This is a genomic window from Acinetobacter sp. R933-2 (assembly GCF_030325485.1).
GTDB lineage: Bacteria > Pseudomonadota > Gammaproteobacteria > Pseudomonadales > Moraxellaceae > Acinetobacter > Acinetobacter sichuanensis.
On record NZ_JACAIJ010000006.1, the window covers coordinates 49,548 to 66,246 of the forward strand.

Annotated in this window: 17 protein-coding genes; 12 read left to right on the top strand and 5 right to left on the bottom strand. The window is 37.0% G+C overall.

What is annotated here, in order from left to right:
- Positions 1 to 9 precede the first annotated feature (9 nt).
- The gene (locus HX005_RS08500; protein WP_286377164.1) at positions 10 to 1,449 is read left to right on the top strand and encodes a M48 family metalloprotease; all 1,440 of its coding nucleotides are present in this window, start codon (positions 10 to 12) and stop codon (positions 1,447 to 1,449) included.
- Between the two features lie 111 nt (positions 1,450 to 1,560).
- Positions 1,561 to 1,920, top strand: coding sequence for a hypothetical protein (locus HX005_RS08505; protein ID WP_107007318.1), 360 nt, complete (start codon positions 1,561 to 1,563; stop codon positions 1,918 to 1,920).
- A gap of 121 nt (positions 1,921 to 2,041) precedes the next feature.
- On the opposite strand, the gene HX005_RS08510 is transcribed toward HX005_RS08505, so the two are convergent.
- Positions 2,042 to 2,488, bottom strand: coding sequence for a GatB/YqeY domain-containing protein (locus tag HX005_RS08510; protein ID WP_107007317.1), 447 nt, complete (start codon positions 2,486 to 2,488; stop codon positions 2,042 to 2,044).
- 38 nt (positions 2,489 to 2,526) lie between these two features.
- The gene (rpsU, locus tag HX005_RS08515; RefSeq protein ID WP_001136722.1) at positions 2,527 to 2,742 is read right to left on the bottom strand and encodes a 30S ribosomal protein S21; all 216 of its coding nucleotides are present in this window, start codon (positions 2,740 to 2,742) and stop codon (positions 2,527 to 2,529) included.
- Positions 2,743 to 2,888: 146 nt separating this feature from the next.
- Here rpsU and tsaD point away from each other — a divergent pair, with 146 nt between their 5' ends.
- From tsaD to HX005_RS08535, 4 genes are all read left to right on the top strand, one after another.
- Positions 2,889 to 3,914, top strand: coding sequence for a tRNA (adenosine(37)-N6)-threonylcarbamoyltransferase complex transferase subunit TsaD (gene tsaD / locus HX005_RS08520; RefSeq protein ID WP_286377022.1), 1,026 nt, complete (start codon positions 2,889 to 2,891; stop codon positions 3,912 to 3,914).
- A gap of 205 nt (positions 3,915 to 4,119) precedes the next feature.
- Positions 4,120 to 4,863 (top strand): MFS transporter, encoded by a 744-nt coding sequence (locus HX005_RS08525; protein ID WP_286377023.1) that lies wholly within the window; start codon positions 4,120 to 4,122, stop codon positions 4,861 to 4,863.
- A 3-nt stretch (positions 4,864 to 4,866) separates the two neighbouring features.
- Positions 4,867 to 5,544 carry a hypothetical protein gene (locus tag HX005_RS08530; RefSeq protein ID WP_286377024.1) on the top strand — a complete coding sequence of 226 codons (678 nt, stop codon included), beginning with the start codon at positions 4,867 to 4,869 and terminating at the stop codon, positions 5,542 to 5,544.
- A gap of 200 nt (positions 5,545 to 5,744) precedes the next feature.
- Positions 5,745 to 6,122: a winged helix-turn-helix transcriptional regulator gene (locus HX005_RS08535; protein WP_286377025.1), complete on the top strand. Its 378-nt coding sequence runs from the start codon at positions 5,745 to 5,747 to the stop codon at positions 6,120 to 6,122.
- Between the two features lie 211 nt (positions 6,123 to 6,333).
- On the opposite strand, the gene HX005_RS08540 is transcribed toward HX005_RS08535, so the two are convergent.
- Together HX005_RS08540 and prfH are read right to left on the bottom strand one after the other, a co-directional pair.
- Positions 6,334 to 6,519: a hypothetical protein gene (locus HX005_RS08540; protein ID WP_286377026.1), complete on the bottom strand. Its 186-nt coding sequence runs from the start codon at positions 6,517 to 6,519 to the stop codon at positions 6,334 to 6,336.
- 20 nt (positions 6,520 to 6,539) lie between these two features.
- A complete protein-coding gene (gene prfH, locus HX005_RS08545) occupies positions 6,540 to 7,130 on the bottom strand; it encodes a peptide chain release factor H (protein WP_286377027.1) in 591 nt (196 codons plus the stop codon).
- Positions 7,131 to 7,431: 301 nt separating this feature from the next.
- Here prfH and cgtA point away from each other — a divergent pair, with 301 nt between their 5' ends.
- The 4 genes from cgtA to HX005_RS08565 all read left to right on the top strand — a co-directional run bounded on the left by cgtA (position 7,432) and on the right by HX005_RS08565 (position 12,419).
- Positions 7,432 to 8,646 carry an Obg family GTPase CgtA gene (gene cgtA, locus HX005_RS08550; RefSeq protein WP_286377028.1) on the top strand — a complete coding sequence of 405 codons (1,215 nt, stop codon included), beginning with the start codon at positions 7,432 to 7,434 and terminating at the stop codon, positions 8,644 to 8,646.
- Positions 8,647 to 8,703: 57 nt separating this feature from the next.
- Positions 8,704 to 9,837: a glutamate 5-kinase gene (proB, locus tag HX005_RS08555; protein ID WP_107007309.1), complete on the top strand. Its 1,134-nt coding sequence runs from the start codon at positions 8,704 to 8,706 to the stop codon at positions 9,835 to 9,837.
- 574 nt (positions 9,838 to 10,411) lie between these two features.
- Positions 10,412 to 11,239: an SDR family oxidoreductase gene (locus tag HX005_RS08560; protein ID WP_286377029.1), complete on the top strand. Its 828-nt coding sequence runs from the start codon at positions 10,412 to 10,414 to the stop codon at positions 11,237 to 11,239.
- A 235-nt stretch (positions 11,240 to 11,474) separates the two neighbouring features.
- Positions 11,475 to 12,419 carry a LysR family transcriptional regulator gene (locus tag HX005_RS08565; RefSeq protein WP_107007307.1) on the top strand — a complete coding sequence of 315 codons (945 nt, stop codon included), beginning with the start codon at positions 11,475 to 11,477 and terminating at the stop codon, positions 12,417 to 12,419.
- A 4-nt stretch (positions 12,420 to 12,423) separates the two neighbouring features.
- On the opposite strand, the gene HX005_RS08570 is transcribed toward HX005_RS08565, so the two are convergent.
- Positions 12,424 to 13,044: a TetR/AcrR family transcriptional regulator gene (locus tag HX005_RS08570; RefSeq protein ID WP_286377030.1), complete on the bottom strand. Its 621-nt coding sequence runs from the start codon at positions 13,042 to 13,044 to the stop codon at positions 12,424 to 12,426.
- Positions 13,045 to 13,394: 350 nt separating this feature from the next.
- Between HX005_RS08570 and HX005_RS08575 the strand changes: the two genes are divergently transcribed.
- Both HX005_RS08575 and HX005_RS08580 read left to right on the top strand, forming a co-directional pair.
- The gene (locus HX005_RS08575; RefSeq protein WP_286377031.1) at positions 13,395 to 15,176 is read left to right on the top strand and encodes an acyl-CoA dehydrogenase C-terminal domain-containing protein; all 1,782 of its coding nucleotides are present in this window, start codon (positions 13,395 to 13,397) and stop codon (positions 15,174 to 15,176) included.
- A 273-nt stretch (positions 15,177 to 15,449) separates the two neighbouring features.
- Complete coding sequence (locus tag HX005_RS08580; protein ID WP_286377165.1) at positions 15,450 to 16,625, top strand: thiolase family protein; 1,176 nt, start codon at positions 15,450 to 15,452, stop codon at positions 16,623 to 16,625.
- The last annotated feature ends 74 nt before the right edge of the window (positions 16,626 to 16,699 follow it).

Below are 16,699 nucleotides of genomic sequence, written 5' to 3' on the forward strand. Positions count from 1 at the left end.
AGCATGGTATTGAAAAAGATTTTGTTGATATTAGGGATAAGTATCAGTTGTCTTGTGCAGGCAACTGAAAACTTTTATCCCAGCACTGCGCCAAAGTTTGAAGTTCCTGAAATTGGTAGTGGTGTGGGCTTAATTGATCAACAAAAAGAAAAGATGATTGGTGAAAAAGTTTATCGCCAAGTTCAACATCAAATGCCAATCGTGCAAGATCCGTGGCTTGAAGACCAATTTATGTTGGTATTTTCTAAAATTTTAAGCCAAACACAAGTAGGAACGCCTATAGGGCTTGTCATTGTAAAAGATCCACAAATTAATGCGTTTGCTGTACCTGGTGGGTTATTTGCACTGAATACAGGAATGGTAACATCCTCAAAAAGTATGGATGAGGTTGTTGGTGTCATGGCACATGAGATTGCACATGTGACTCAACGTCATTATAGTCGTTCTCAAGAGGCTTTTAAGGGTCAAGGTCTACTGGCTCTAGCAGGCATTATTGTGGGTGCAGCAATTGCATCTCAGGCTGATGGTGATGTTGGTACGGCGGTGATGTTAGGTACACAAGCTGCATTACTTGACAAGCAACTCAGTTATAGCCGAAATCAAGAACGTGAAGCAGACCGTATAGGAATGCAATTTATGTATGGTGCTGGCTATAATCCTGAGAGTATGGCTGACTTTTTTGAAACAATGCATCGTTCAACAAGTCGTTTAAGTTTTCTACCAGATTTTTGGTTTACGCATCCACTCACAACTGAACGTATGAGCGAAGCTCGTTTACGTGCTCAACAATTTCCACGTGTACCATTTAATCAGCATCAACAGGACTTTGAGATTATTAAATGGTATACCGCAGCAATTTCAGATCAAGCCACGCAGCAACAACTTGATAATTTAGTACAGCAAAAAAGTTATGCAGGCTTATTGGCTGCGAGCGCCTATCATTTAAAACTAGGAGATTATGGAAAGTCGCAAAATTATTTAAATGCAGCAAGTGCTATGGATGCTGATCATAGCTTATTACATTTACTTCAAGCAGATATTTATTTAGGTCAAAATAAATTAGAAGATGCATATAATGCTGTTATTAGCAAACAACGGATCATGCCTGAAAACCGTGCTTTGGGTTATAAACTTGCTGAAGTGTATATTCGCCAGAACAAAGGTAAAGAGGCAGAAAGCTTGATCAATCGTTTTGTCAGTAAAAATAAAATGGATGTTTTAGGTTGGCAACTTTTACAACAAGCCGCAAATCTTGATAAAAATAATCCAATGCGCACAGTCAATGTTTTACGTTACCGTTCTGAAGCGCAATATTGGTCAGGTGATGAGGAAAATGCGATTAAATCTCTTTTGCATGCACAGCGTTTGGCTAAAGAAAATAATGCGATGAGTTCACGTATTGAAGCGCGTTTAAAAGTCATGCAGGATGAGCAAAAAATGCGTATATAATGCTATATAATTTTATTGAATATTCACTTTGTAACAAATATAAATATCTATTTTCAATAGAAAAAGTTAGGCTTAGCACTAATGTAATCTTTCAAATTTTGAAGTATGTTTATGAAAAAAATAATGACTGTAATTGTATTACTAGGTTGTATACAAAATGCAGTTGCAGCTGCAACAGACCGTTATGTACGAGATGTGGAAAAAATATCAACACAATATACGAGTCAAATGAAGTCTTTTTTAAGAAGTTTAGATCCGCAAATTACCGCATTTAATGCACAACAACAAGTTCAGTATTGCGCTATAGTCAAACAATATGTAGACGATATGTATAAAACAACAGATGAAAACCGTGCGAATTTACCACCATCATATATGTCTATCACAAAACAAGATATTATTTCTAAGGTAAATACTTCACCAGAAATGCAAATTGTGAAAAAGTATAATATTCAGTGTGATTTAAAATAGAAAATGATTGCTAGAAGGTTTTGGGCTATTTAATTGCTAATATTATTTCATTGCAAAATAACGATTTTGAAGTGAATTAAATAGACCAAATCAAACAAAAAAGATTTTTAAATATAAGTACTTAAGCCAGTTTCGCTTTAATTTTCGCAGAAACTTGTGCAGGATCGGCACGTCCGGCTATGATCGGACGTAGAGAATTCATCACCTTACCCATATCTTTCATGCTAGTAGCACCTTGCGCTTCAATTGTTTGCGCAATGAGAGAATCAAGCTCGTCCTCTGACATAGCTTCAGGTAGAAACTGAGATAAAACCTCAATTTCGGCTTGTTCTTTACTAGCTAAATCTTCGCGATTAGCGCCCAAAAAGGCTTTAATCGACTCTTTGCGTTGTTTGATTTGCTTTTCAATGACCGCAAGAACCTGAGTATCATCAAGCTCAATGCGCTCATCGACTTCGATTTGCTTGATTGCTGCCTGTAGACCACGAATTACCGTTAACTTATCCATTTCTTTAGCGCGCATAGCGGCTTTTAAAACGTCAGTGATTTGGTTTTTTAAAGTAGTCATTAATTTTGTCCAGTCAGTCAATCATTCACAAATAAATCTTAGTAAAGGCGAGTAGTACGTACTGATTCACGCGCCAATTTCTTTTGGTAACGCTTAACAGCAGCAGCTTTTTTACGTTTACGTTCTTGAGTAGGTTTTTCGTAGAATTCACGTTTACGAACATCAGCAAGAACACCTGCTTTTTCGCATGAACGTTTGAAACGACGGATAGCTACGTCTACTGGTTCGCCTTCTTTCAATTTAACTTGTGGCATGAAGAATCCTCATTGGTTTATGGATAAGATCTAGGGCTAAATTACCCTTGATCACAAGTGAAGGTCAGTATTTTACTCATTTACATCTCATATCACAAGTCTATAATAGCTTCAGCAATATTTTGATACGGGTAAAAGGCAGTTTAATGATCGTTCTTGGCTTAGAAACTTCCTGTGATGAAACAGGATTGGCGCTGTATGACAGTGAAGTTGGCTTAAGAGGACAGGTACTTTATAGTCAAATTAAACTGCATGCAGAATATGGCGGTGTTGTACCTGAACTTGCTTCTCGTGATCATGTACGTAAACTCATTCCATTGATTAATCAATTGCTTGAACAAAGCGATGTGAAAAAGTCTGAGATTGATGCAATCGCATATACACGTGGTCCAGGTCTAATGGGTGCGCTGATGACAGGGGCTTTATTTGGGCGAACTTTAGCTTTTGCTTTAAATAAACCTGCAATTGGTGTGCATCATATGGAAGGTCATATGTTGGCGCCATTATTATCAGCACAGCCACCAAAATTTCCTTTCGTCGCTTTGTTGGTTTCAGGTGGTCATACCCAACTCATGGCTGCGCATAGCATTGGTGAGTATGAAATTTTAGGCGAGTCTATTGATGATGCAGCTGGTGAAGCTTTTGATAAAGTTGCAAAAATGTTGAAACTTCCTTATCCAGGCGGTCCAAATATTTCTAAATTGGCAGAACAGGGAAATAAAGATGCTTTTGCATTTCCGCGTCCCATGTTGCATCAAGGTTTAGAATTTTCTTTTAGCGGTTTAAAAACAGCAGTATCTGTGCAGTTAAAAAAATTAGAAACGGAGCTAGAGCAAGGTGAAAACCGCGATGCTGATATCGCAGCTTCATTTCAAGAAGCATTAGTAGATACTTTAGTGAAAAAATCAGTCAAAGCATTAAAGCAAACTGGTTTGAAGACACTTGTCATTGCAGGTGGTGTAAGTGCAAATAATCGTTTACGCGAGCGTTTAGAAGCTGATTTGGCGAAAATTAAAGCCACGGTTTATTATGCTGAACCTGCTTTATGTACTGATAATGGCGCAATGATTGCATTTGCGGGTTATCAGCGTTTAAAAGCAGGGCAACAGGATGGATTGTCTGTGACGACAACACCTCGTTGGCCGATGACAGAATTGACAAAACCTGAATAAATTCAGACTCATAAAGAAGAGGCTTTTGCCTCTTTTTTTATGCTTGATAAAAATAAGAACGGTATTTTATTATCGCTGAATTAAAAATGATGAAAAATAGCATGATTTGTGAACAAATGGACATTTACCACACATAAAAAAACGTTAAAAGCATCACATAAACGCTAGAATGTTGGAAAACAAATATTAAGTTTAAGGAAGAATTTTGCAAACGAAACATGTATTGGGTGGATTACTCTTTATTATTTTTGCTGCGTTATGTGGTGTATTGATTGCGATTTGGGTATTTAAGCATTTTAATATCTATATTCCACTTGAAAATCAATCTGTAAATATTGATTTAAAAGAACCTTTGCAAGCAAAAGTTAAAATCCATGATGCTTTAAATGTGGATGTTTCTGGTCGTGTAAATGCTGAAATTCCAATCAATGAAAAACTAAACTTACCTGTCACTCAAACTTTAACACCACATGTTTATTTTGATAACCAAGTCCCTATTCAAACGGTTATTCCTGTAAAAGAAGTGTTAAAAGTCGACCAAAATATGCCAATCGATACGAAAGTACAGGTGAGGGTCTTAGGGAAAGATATTACTTTGCCATTAAAGGGGATTATTCCAATAAAAATAGATGTTCCGATTGATTTGCAAGTACCGTTAAATCAAAGGGTACATTTGAAATTTGATGCGCCTGTACGTACAGTTTTAAAACAAAATTTAAATATCCCTTTAAATGCAACATTGAAAACGAATATTCCAATCCAAGGTCATTTAAATGTACCAATCAAATCGACTTTGGATGCAACAGTAGATGTAAAAAACACTTTACCTGTTAAAATTCAAAAGGGTGATTTGAAAATTCCTTTAAATAGCATTCGTTTATCTAAAAATGAACAGACCCCTGAACTGCATTCAGACGCTTCTAAACCTGTATCACAGGCGCAGGAGTAATGTATGATTTTTAATTCTGTACGTACACTGATCTTGAGCTTTATTCTGGTTGTGTTGTTGGTTGCAGTATTGTTTTGGTTATATTTGAATGTTCAAGCTTCTTTGCAAGTTTCAGCACACAATGCCGAAATTCAGTTATCTGATTCATTGCCAACACAAATTCATGTTGGGAATTATTTAGAAACTCAAGCAATAGGGAGGTTGGATACAGAGTTAAATATTGATCGTCAGCTTAATTTGCCTTTAGAAGGGCGTTATTTGGCAGATTTAAGTTTTGTGGTGGAAACACCAGTTTCTGTAGATATTGACTATGATACCGTGGTAAAAATTAATACGGTGATGCCTTTAGATGCAAGTACAGATTTAATTTATCAGAGTAAATTGTTGCCCAAATTTCCGATAAAAGTTGATATTCCTGTGTCTTTAGAGGTGCCATTTAAGTTAAAGAGAACCTATCAATTGCCTATTAAAATTATGTTTAGTGGTACGGTTATCTTTGAGTTTAATGAAATGTTAAATTTATATGTAAAACATAAGTTTAAGCCTGTATTAAATATCAATGACCCGATCACAATGAAGAAAATTGCGAAGTTTAATGCCACGATGTATAACGATAAGCGTCAGTCATTGGCTGATTTAGACTTGCAAATTGATTTACCAATAAAAAATATTCATCCTTAAATATTAGAAAAGTCATCATTAAAAGCGTAGATTTTAATATTTTGATGATGGCTTTTTTATTTTTTAAGATGACATACTCAAAAGATAATATGTTTAATCATGGTGATTTTTTAAACTTGATGTTACTATTATCATGATTAAACTTACTTAATGTAAGTAGATGCATAAAAGTAAGCTATTTACGATAAAGAGAAAATTCAATGAGCACTTATGCACTCACGCATCTGATTGGTCACGTTTTATCAAGTGAATGTCCTTCACGTGAAATTTTGGAACATTTGACAAGTAAATGGTCGGTTTTAGTGCTGCGTTGCTTAAGTACAGGTGTCCATCGTTTTAGTGAGATTCGAAAAAAAATTGAAGGAGTCAGTGAGAAAATGCTCGCTCAAACTTTGAAAACGTTAGAGCGAGATGGTTTTATTTTAAGAACGGTTTATCCTGAAGTACCGCCCAGAGTGGAATATCAACTGACTTTTTTAGGGGCACAAGCAGCAGAAAAATTAAACTACTTATTGGACTGGATTGAGAGAAATTTACCTGAAATTTTAGCCAATAAACAAGCTCTAGATAAGTCTTAATTACAACAATAATCAATCATTTAGAAAATAAGGTATTTGAGTTAGGTGTAGAATTTATTGAAGTTAATCAACGTAATTTTAATATATGAAAGCAAAAATACTTCAAAGATGAATTTTTTAATAATGTGTTTCAATGACTGTTTTACTTTGAAAAGTGCATAGACTCCGTCGTTTTAGATGATGCTTTTGCGGCAAAGTATTAGGGAATTGCTTAATTGCTTTTATTGAGCGGTGGAAGTTGAATGTGGGAAATTTTAGTTAAGCTTTGTTTGATAAGAGAAAATCTATAAAGAATTCCAAGTTGGGTTGAAATTAAAATGTCATCTAAGTTTTGAATAGGTGCAATGGCTAAAATTTCACTCTCTAAACTTTCAAGATAATATTGTTTTTGTTGCATGTATTTCCTAAATGAGTATTTTACTTTTTAAAGCTTCGAACGGCATTTCCTCGTTCTACTAAAGCGTGTTGTAAATGCTGCGCTTGTTTATGATTTGCTTGTTGATTTTCTAATTGTTGCTGTAACTTTAAGGCAATTAATTCTTTTGCTAAGCGTTTATTGGCGTGTTGACTGCGTTCAGACATAACTTTGACACTGATACCTGAGGCAATATGTGTGGCATGAATGGCAGAATCTGTTGTATTCACATGTTGTCCGCCTGCACCAGAAGCACGGCAAGCTTGGAAAATAATCGTATCATCGGTAGGAAGTTGTTGTGGTGTGGCAAATTGGCTAATGCCAACAAACCAGTTTTTACGTTTATGATTGGGACGAATTTTACTCTGAAACGTCCATTGAATCGTTCCTAACCACGTGTTAAGCCAAGGTTGTGTACTGTCATCAATATTGATTAATACAGAAGAATAGCCATATTTGGTTTCATTGAATTCAATAATTTCAAACTTAATATTCTGATTTTTCGATTCTTTTAGCATTTTTTGCAGGGTGTATTTTACTGCGAGTTCACATTCTGCGGGTCCAAGCGCAGCACTGATTTGGACAATAGACAATAGAGAGTTCCTTTGAAATAGCATATTCATTGTTAAAGTTTTGCAGATTCTATAATTTAACTTTATAAACTACAAATGATGGAATGAAACAAAATGTTGATGAAAAGAAATAATCGGTAAAATTTGTATAGCCTGATTTTAGATTGATATAAAAGTCTTATTTTTCATGAAAATTTATACATGGTTTTTAGAAAATCAACAAAATAAAGCAAATTTCATGTAATGCTGAAGAATACTATTCGAGAATTTTTTCAAAATATGGCAGAATATGCGGTTTTAAAGTATTTAGAGGATTGGCAGCATGCGCTTTGTTGATGAAGCAGTCATTACCGTAGAGGCTGGCGACGGTGGCAATGGCGTAGCCAGTTTTCGCCGTGAAAAGTTTGTACCCTTTGGTGGTCCAGACGGTGGTGATGGTGGTCGTGGTGGTAGTGTATTAATCGAAGCCGACGACAATACCAGTACCTTAGTAGATTACCGTTATACCCGTAAATTTCGTGCTGAGCGTGGTAAAAATGGTGCTGGCGCAAACTGTGCTGGTCGTGGCGGTGAAACCGTTATTTTAAAAGTTCCTGTAGGTACCACAGTTGTAGATACCGAGTCAGGCGATATTATTGGTGACCTTATTGAAAGTGGTCAAAAAGTCCTTGTTGCTCAAGGTGGTGATGGTGGTTTAGGAAATACACATTTCAAATCATCAACGAACCGCTCTCCACGTAAATGCACACATGGCATCAAAGGCGAATTTCGTGAAATTCGTTTAGAGCTTAAAGTGCTTGCTGATGTTGGCTTACTGGGTATGCCAAATGCGGGTAAATCAACCTTTATTCGTGCTGTTTCAGCGGCAAAACCAAAAGTTGCAGATTATCCATTTACCACGATGGTGCCAAATTTGGGTGTGGTAGATGCTGACAGTCATCGTTCATTTGTCATGGCAGATATTCCAGGATTAATTGAAGGTGCTGCAGAAGGTGCAGGTTTAGGAATTCGTTTCTTAAAACATTTAGCACGTACTCGTATTCTTTTACATATTGTTGATGTACAACCAATTGATGGGTCTGATCCTGCATATAATGCTAAAGCAATTTTGGAAGAATTAAAAAAATTCTCACCAACTTTAGCAAAATTACCAATCGTGTTAGTGCTCAATAAAATTGACCAACTTGCAGAAGAAACTCGTGAAGAATGGTGTCAACATATTCTGGATGAGCTCAAGTGGGATGGTCCTGTATTTAGAACTTCGGGCTTAATGTCTGAAGGCACAAAACCTGTTGTGTATTACCTCATGGATCAGATTGAGCAACAACGTGAGCGTGAACTTGAAGATCCAGAGTACGCAGCAGAAGTTAAAGCATTCCGTGATCAGCTTGAAGCTGAAACACGTGAACAAACCATCGCAGCAAAAGAAGCTTATCGTGAAATGCGTCGTCAACAACGCCTAGCGGGTATGTTGGAAGAGGATGACGAAGAAGACGATGGTGATGATGGGGAAATGGAAGTGTACTACGTACGCTAATTTCTAAAAAAGATATTGAGGGCAATATCTGCTTAGAACATCAAGACTGAGGACAAGATGATAGAAGTGGTAGATGGGCAACGTCAGCTCAAGGCTTTAAAACGGATCGTTGTTAAAATCGGATCATCATTACTCACAGCAAATGGGCAAGGTTTAGATTTGAATGCAATTTCGCATTGGGCGAAACAAATTGCAGATCTACACAATGCTGGACACGAAATTATTTTGGTGTCATCAGGTGCTGTGGCTGAAGGTATGGTTCGCATGAAGCTAGAGAACCGACCCACCGATCTACCCAGTCTGCAAGCTTGTGCTGCCATTGGTCAAATGGGCTTGATCCAAACATGGTCAAGTGTTTTGGAAAATCATTCCATTCAAACAGCACAAGTGTTATTGACTCATGATGACTTGGCGGATCGTCGTCGTTATCTAAACTCGTGTGATGCTTTGCAAAATTTGATTGATTGGCGTGTGATTCCAGTGATTAATGAAAATGATACGGTTTCTACCGATGAAATTCGTTTTGGTGATAATGACACGCTTGCGGCAATGGTTGCAGGGCAGGTACATGCTGACTTATTGATTATTTTGACTGATCAGCAAGGTATGTTTGACTCAGACCCTCGCTCAAATCCAAATGCAAAACTGTTCGATACTGTTCGTGCAATGGATGAGTCATTATTTGATATGGCAGGTGGTGGTGGTAAGTTTGGTCGCGGTGGTATGTTGACCAAAGTGCGTGCTGCTCGCTTAGCTGCGAAATCAGGTTGCCCAACACTCATTGCAAGCGGTGAAAGTGACAATGTTTTGGCTCGTTTAATGTCAGGTGAGCTTTTAGGTACATTGTTTATTACTGATGATGATCGTGTTACTGCACATCAGCAGTGGTTGGCAGCGCATTTACAAACAGCAGGGCGTTTAGTGATTGATGATGGGGCAGTAAAAGCCATCAAAGACAACCACCGTAGTTTGTTGCCTGTGGGTGTGAAAGCAGTTGAAGGGCATTTTGATCGTGGCGATGTGGTTGAATGTGTGGATACGCAAGGACATCGAATTGCAGTTGGACGCGTCAATTTCAGTTCGCGTTCTGCCGAAATTGTCAAAGGTCTAGCCTCTGATAAAGTACATCAAGTACTAGGTGAAGCTCGTTCTTTGGAAATGATTCACCGCAACCACATGGCAATTTATTAATTATCCAAGATCCAATAGATAACTGAAAACCTCGCTTTGGCGAGGTTTTTTTAACTGTAATATTCGTTTGTTGAATTTATTATGTGAAATAATACCATTTGATTAAAGTTAGATAATATAAATTATGGGTTTGCACAGACACAACATACTTTGAAAGGTTTAAATTGCTTTGCGTAGTCAATGCCTCACTTTTCAAGGATAAAAAGTGACAAAAATCCTTTGTTGAGCACAAGCTAAGTCCCTTTACCTGTGCTCAACGGCGACATCCATGTCGCCTCACGATAACATCACCACGTTTAAATCAATTTATGCAGAAAAGAAAAAGCGACTAAGTTATATATAAAGTTAATTTAACAGATTGGAATAAAAACAATGCTTTTGAGCTTGGCTGTATGAATAGAAAAATAAAAAGACATTTTTTTGTGAATTATACAATTTATTTAACTGACTCTTGAGTTTCATTAAATTGGTCATTTTGTTAAGGAAAAAATCACTTTGGCAGATTTGATCCTATGGATGATCATTTTTATACAGTACATTCAAGAGGTAAAAAAATAATGAATTGAGGAAAATTATGTCATTACAAGGAAAAACAGTATTTATTACAGGTGCAAGTCGTGGAATTGGGCGAGAAATTGCATTACGTGTTGCACAAGATGGTGCAAATGTTGTGATTGCTGCTAAATCAACAGAAGAACATCCAAAACTTGGTGGCTCAATTTACACAGTAGCAAAAGAAGTAGAGGCGATAGGCGGAAAAGCTTTAGCGATACAAGTTGATGTACGTGATCAAAACAATGTTGCACAAGCAATGAAACAAGCTGCTGAACATTTTGGTGGTATTGACATTGTGATTAATAATGCAGGTGCGATTAAGCTATCTGGCGTAGAAATGTTAGACCCTAATCGGTTTGATTTGATGTATCAAATTAATACACGTGCAGTATTGGTTTGTAGTCAAGCTGCTTTACCTTATTTGAAGAAAAGTGAAAATCCTCATATTTTAAATTTATCACCTCCTTTAAATTTAGATGAAAAATGGTTTGCGAGTTATGCGCCTTATACCATTACCAAATACGGCATGAGTATGTTAACTGTGGGAATGAATCAAGAATTTGCTCATTATGGTATTAGTGTAAATTCTTTATGGCCAAGAACGATAATCTCAACTGCGGCAGTTGAATTTTCTTTGGGTGGAAAGGCTTTATTTAGTCGAGCGCGTAAACCAAATATTATGGCAGATGCAGCTTATCAAATTTTAATTAGTCAACAACGTAGTATTACAGGGCGTTTAATGATTGATGAAGAAATTTTACGTGAGTCAGGTGTCTGTGATTTTTCAAATTATCGTTATGCAGACTCAGAAGATGAATTAATAGTGGATTTATTTGTTGCTGAATAAGCGAACTAAATGATCGTGGATATATAAATTAGCGTACAGATGAAGGGTACAGTGCTAGATGTACCCTTTTTATTTTGAAATAAAAATGAACAAATACACGCAAAAAAATATTTTAAAAGATGAAGAATACGTTTTAGCATTGGAAAGTGACGAAAAAAAGTAGATCATAGACTTGCCCATAAATGGTCGTGGCAGGTTTTTTCTTAAGTCAAAATAAAAGGTGAGATTGAAATTCGTGTTTGAACTGGATTGTAAGTTACTCAGTATTTTTTATTATATCTATAAATTTAAAAGCGTCTCTTTGGCTGCGGATCATTTAGAAATGAGTCAGCCAACGGTGAGTAACATCCTGAATAAAATACGTTTGCATTATAACGATCCTTTATTTTTGCGTATTGGTAATGAAATGGTGCCAACGGAGTTGTCTAAACAACTTTATCCGTTGGTAAGTGAAGCTCTGAGCAAAGTTGAAATTATTAATAATTTTAGTGTTGATTTTGATCAATCTGCATCTCAACAACAATTTACGATTGCCATGACGGATGTATCGCATTTAGTCCTATTGCCTAAAATTTCACAATACTTAAAGGCACATGCACCACATGTCAAACTGAATGTTAGAGCCATTACTTCTGAAACCAGTTATCAAATGGCAAATGGTGAAATTGATTTAGCAATCGGTTTTTTGCCTCATTTAGAAAATGGTTTTTATCAACAAAAACTCTTTGAACAGTTTTATGTTGTGATTGCATCAAAAGATCATCCTCGTTTAAGTGAGCAAAAAATTACAGTTGAGCAATATTTGAGTGAATCACATATTGATATTGATGCAGGCGTTGGGCATTACCATATTGCCAATGAGCTCTTAAATTTAGATTTAAAACGTAATGTTTTAATGCGAATTCCAAGTTATTTAGGTGTGGGTTTGGTTGTGCAAGACACAGATTCTATCGCAACAGTGCCTTATTATTTGAGTCAGGTTTTATTATCACGTGGTAATTTGCAAATTTTACCTGCACCAATTTCATTTCCAACGTACTCGATTAAACAGTATTGGCATATGTCTTGCCATCATAAAACCAGTCATCAATGGTTAAGACATATGTGTTATGAAATTTTTAGTCAGGTAAATTCAATGCCATTGCCCAGTCAGTTACTAAATTCAGATCATGATGTTTGATCAATTATTCAGTCTGATGCTCTACATCTGTTAATTTATCTGGTGTCATAAGTGCTTGATTAACATATAGTTTAATTAGACGCTCACGTGAGCCAATCGACTTTTGATAATAGGTTGAATTTAACAGTAGTGAAGCACCATAGGTCACAGTCCAAATATATGATAAATAATCACGAATAGACATAGTACTGTTTAAGGCTTTGAGGTGTGCGCCAAAGAGATCTTTTAATTCTAAAATACGTTGTTCGCGAATATGATAAAGTTCTTCAAATAACTCTTTGAGTTTACGTTCATTATTGGTTAAACGTTCTTCAATCACATGCAATAAAATCGTGCGATTAGAATTGAGCATATTATAAAGCATGTACTGTGACACATAAACTTTAATATCATGATGATAAGCTTGAGAAATTTCTAATAAGCGCTTTTCATTTAAAATAATCAGCTCTAAATATAGTTGGTTTTTACTTTTAAAATGTTTATAGATGGTGCCTTTGGCAATATCAAGTTCGGCTGCCAACTCTGCAAGCGTAATATCTTGGTTATTATCGAGTAACAATGCTTCTGCCATCGTTAAAATTTTCTCTTTGCGTAAAAGAAAATTTTGTTGGCGTACTGAACTCATTTATTGGTTATCCTAAAATTTATAAACAAGAGTAGCTAAAGTATATCAGTTATTTAAAAAATTCTAGTCAACCAAAGCAGTATAAATGCATAAAAATAAATAAAATAATATTCACAAAATATTTCATGTAAAGAAAAAAGCTAAAAAGTCAAGGAAACTGAACCTTAGAGGTCAAAAAATCTGAAAAACATTTCTATTTAGAGTGAAGTATTTTATTGTTTTTATAGTTAATCAACAGCCTAAACTGATGTTATATCAGTAATCTAGTTAGACGTGATTAAAAAGATTTGTAATTTTAAAAAGCTTCAAGAACTGAATTTGTTCGAAAGTTGAAAGAAAGGATAGCCACAATGCCGATTTACAATGCACCGCTGAAAGACATGGATTTTATTTTAAATGATGTGTTTAAAGCTGAACAATTTTGGCAGGGAAATGAAAATTTAGCTCATTTAGATATGGCAACAGCCAATGCAATTTTAGAGGAAATGGCAAAATTTTCGAAAAATGTGATCCTCGATTTAAACCGTACAGCAGATGAAGAAGGTGGAGCGCAGTTTAATCAAGGTGTGGTGACAACACCAAAAGGTTTTAAAGAGGCATTTAAGCAATTTGCGGATGGTGGTTGGATTGGTTTAGGTGCCAATGAAGCATGGGGTGGTCAGGGCATGCCAAAAATGCTGACCGTCCTTGCCGATGAAATGATTTGGAGTACCAACCCATCCTTTATGTTGTATCCACTGTTGACGGTGGGTGCGGGTATGGCGATTGATCAGGCTGCATCAGAAGAACAAAAAGCCACTTATTTACCGAAATTTTATACAGGCGAATGGTCAGGTACGATGTGTCTGACTGAGCCACATTCTGGGACAGATTTAGGTATTATCAAAACCAAAGCTGAACCTAATAATGATGGTTCTTATAACATCACAGGCACCAAAATCTTTATTACCAGTGGTGAGCATGACCTGTGTGAAAACATTATTCATCTTGTATTAGCAAAAACACCGAATGCACCTGCGGGTTCGCGTGGTATCTCTTTATTTATTGTACCGAAATTCTTAGTCAATGCAGATGGTTCATTGGGTGAGCGTAATACAGTGGGTGCAGGTTCAATTGAACATAAGATGGGAATCAAAGGTTCAGCGACTTGCGTGATGAATTTTGATGCGGCAAAAGGTTTTCTTGTTGGTGAGGAAAATCAGGGCTTGGCTGCAATGTTTATCATGATGAACTATGAGCGTTTATCTATGGGGATTCAAGGCATCGGTGCTTCTGAATATGCTTACCAAAATGCAGCGCAATATGCGACAGATCGTCTACAAGGGCGTGCAGCGACAGGGATGAAATCACCTGAAAAACCTGCCGATTCTATTTTGGTACATGGGGATGTGCGCCGTATGTTGTTAAATGTACGTGCTAATAATGAAGCATCTCGTGCATTTGCTGTTTATGTGGGTCAGCAGTTGGACATTACCAAGTTTTCAACCGATGCCGAAGCGATACGTAAAGCCAATGATCGTGTTGCCTTATTAACTCCAATTGCCAAAGCTTATTTAACAGATAAAGCATTGGATTCAGTTTTGGAAGCACAAATGTGTTTCGGTGGTCATGGTTATATTCGTGAATGGGGCATGGAACAATGTATCCGTGACTTACGTATTTCACAGATTTATGAAGGTACCAATGGTGTACAGGCGATTGATTTGATTGGTCGTAAAACCATTAAATCGAAAGGTGCATTTATTGCTGAATATATTGCTGAGATTCGTGAGTTTGCAGCATCGATGGATAATAGCCTAAGCATTAAAACATCAACTTTAGATGTGTGTCAGCAAGTTGAAGCACTGACTCAGTTTATTATTGAACAAGCACAAACAAATCCTGATTTCTCTAATGCAGTTGCTGTTGATTATTTACATGCAGTTGGCTTGCTCAGTTATACCTATATGTTTGCACGTATTGCACAGGCAGCACAGGTGAAGTCTGAGTCGTTCTATCAAAATAAATTAGTATTGGCGCAGTATTATGTAGCCAAAGTCCTGCCTGATTTGGCTGCACGTGTGCAACGTATTCAGGCGGGTGCTGAGTTGGTGATGCAGTTGCCTGAAGATTATTTTACAGCGCAGGCGTGATGAATATTCTATTCTTTAAAGAATAGGTAGCTGATTAAGATTATTTTAGTTAAATGAAAATCCCTCCCGACCTCCCTTTAAAAAAGGGAGGGGCAAGATGAGCGAATGTTGGTTATGGAAAGCTCCCTCCTTTGAAAAAGGAGGGTTGGGGAGGATTAAGTCATTCTTTGACAATCATTTATTAGAATATGATGAAAGATAAATTATGGACAGCATTGAGCAAGTTCACTTGCTTAAGTGCATAACAAAATTGAAAATAGATGGAATAGGTAGATAACAATGATCGTGATTGTAGAAGCAGTACGTACCGCAATGGGCGGTTTTCAAGGTGCATTGTCCGCATGTACAGCACCTGATTTAGGTGCAGTGGCAATTAAAGAGGTTGTGGCACGTGCAGGTTTACAGCCAAATGATATTGATGAAGTGATTTTTGGTTGCGTACTACCTGCAGGTTTAAAACAAGGACCTGCACGTCAGGCGATGCGTCAGGCAGGTTTACCTGATACAACAGGTGCAACCACAATCAATAAAATCTGTGGTTCAGGTATGAAAGCAGTGATGCAAGCAGCGGATGCAATCAAAGCAGGTTCTGCAAATATCGTCGTTGCCGGTGGTATGGAGTCGATGTCCAATGCACCCTATTTACTTGATAAAGCGCGTGCAGGTTACCGCATGGGGCATGGCAAAGTGACTGATCACATGTTCCAAGAAGGTTTGGAAGATGCTGAAACAGGCTTATCCATGGGCATTCTTGCTCAGGAAATGGCTGATAAAAAAGGCTATACCCGTGAACAACAAGATGCGTATGCCATTAGTTCTTTAAATAAAGCGGTAGAAGCCGTAAATAATGGCTATTTCAAAGCTGAAATCGTGCCTGTCACCGTATCATCACGCAAAGGTGATGTTGTGGTTGATCAAGATGAACAACCTTTAAATGCCAAAGTTGATAAAATTCCAACTTTACGTCCTGCATTTAAAAAAGATGGCACCATTACCGCGGCAAATGCGAGTTCAATTTCTGATGGTGCATCTGCATTGCTTGTGACTTCTGAAGATATTGCTGCTGAACGTGGTCTAAAGCCTTTGGCAAAAGTTGTGGCTTATGCAACCAACTCGCAACATCCTTCAGAATTTACCATTGCTCCTGTCGGTGCGATTGAAAAAGTATTAAAGCAAACAGGTTGGACTGCTGAAGAGGTTGATCTTTGGGAAGTCAATGAAGCCTTTGCGATGGTAGCGATGCTTGCAATTGACGGTTTCAATTTAGACCGTGAAAAAGTCAATATCAACGGTGGTGCTTGTGCATTGGGTCATCCGTTAGGTTCGTCTGGTTCACGTATTATTGTCACATTGATTCATGCTTTAAAACGTACAGGTGGCAAGAAAGGGATTGCAGCTTTGTGTATTGGTGGTGGTGAAGCAACTGCCATTGCGGTTGAATTAATCTAATTATTTTCCTGAAAAATTTAAAGCTCAAGATTTTCCAACATCCTTGTTCGCAAGGGGGATGGGTTTTTACATGC

What these genes read in the sequence shown, in the direction of transcription:
- HX005_RS08505 (WP_107007318.1), top strand. Translation starts at nt 1,561, where the DNA reads ATGAAAAAAATAATGACTGTAATTGTATTACTAGGTTGTATACAAAAT.
- HX005_RS08510 (WP_107007317.1), bottom strand. Translation starts at nt 2,488, where the DNA reads ATGACTACTTTAAAAAACCAAATCACTGACGTTTTAAAAGCCGCTATG.
- rpsU (WP_001136722.1), bottom strand. Translation starts at nt 2,742, where the DNA reads ATGCCACAAGTTAAATTGAAAGAAGGCGAACCAGTAGACGTAGCTATC.
- tsaD (WP_286377022.1), top strand. Translation starts at nt 2,889, where the DNA reads ATGATCGTTCTTGGCTTAGAAACTTCCTGTGATGAAACAGGATTGGCG.
- HX005_RS08530 (WP_286377024.1), top strand. Translation starts at nt 4,867, where the DNA reads ATGATTTTTAATTCTGTACGTACACTGATCTTGAGCTTTATTCTGGTT.
- HX005_RS08535 (WP_286377025.1), top strand. Translation starts at nt 5,745, where the DNA reads ATGAGCACTTATGCACTCACGCATCTGATTGGTCACGTTTTATCAAGT.
- HX005_RS08540 (WP_286377026.1), bottom strand. Translation starts at nt 6,519, where the DNA reads ATGCAACAAAAACAATATTATCTTGAAAGTTTAGAGAGTGAAATTTTA.
- cgtA (WP_286377028.1), top strand. Translation starts at nt 7,432, where the DNA reads ATGCGCTTTGTTGATGAAGCAGTCATTACCGTAGAGGCTGGCGACGGT.
- proB (WP_107007309.1), top strand. Translation starts at nt 8,704, where the DNA reads ATGATAGAAGTGGTAGATGGGCAACGTCAGCTCAAGGCTTTAAAACGG.
- HX005_RS08560 (WP_286377029.1), top strand. Translation starts at nt 10,412, where the DNA reads ATGTCATTACAAGGAAAAACAGTATTTATTACAGGTGCAAGTCGTGGA.
- HX005_RS08570 (WP_286377030.1), bottom strand. Translation starts at nt 13,044, where the DNA reads ATGAGTTCAGTACGCCAACAAAATTTTCTTTTACGCAAAGAGAAAATT.
- HX005_RS08575 (WP_286377031.1), top strand. Translation starts at nt 13,395, where the DNA reads ATGCCGATTTACAATGCACCGCTGAAAGACATGGATTTTATTTTAAAT.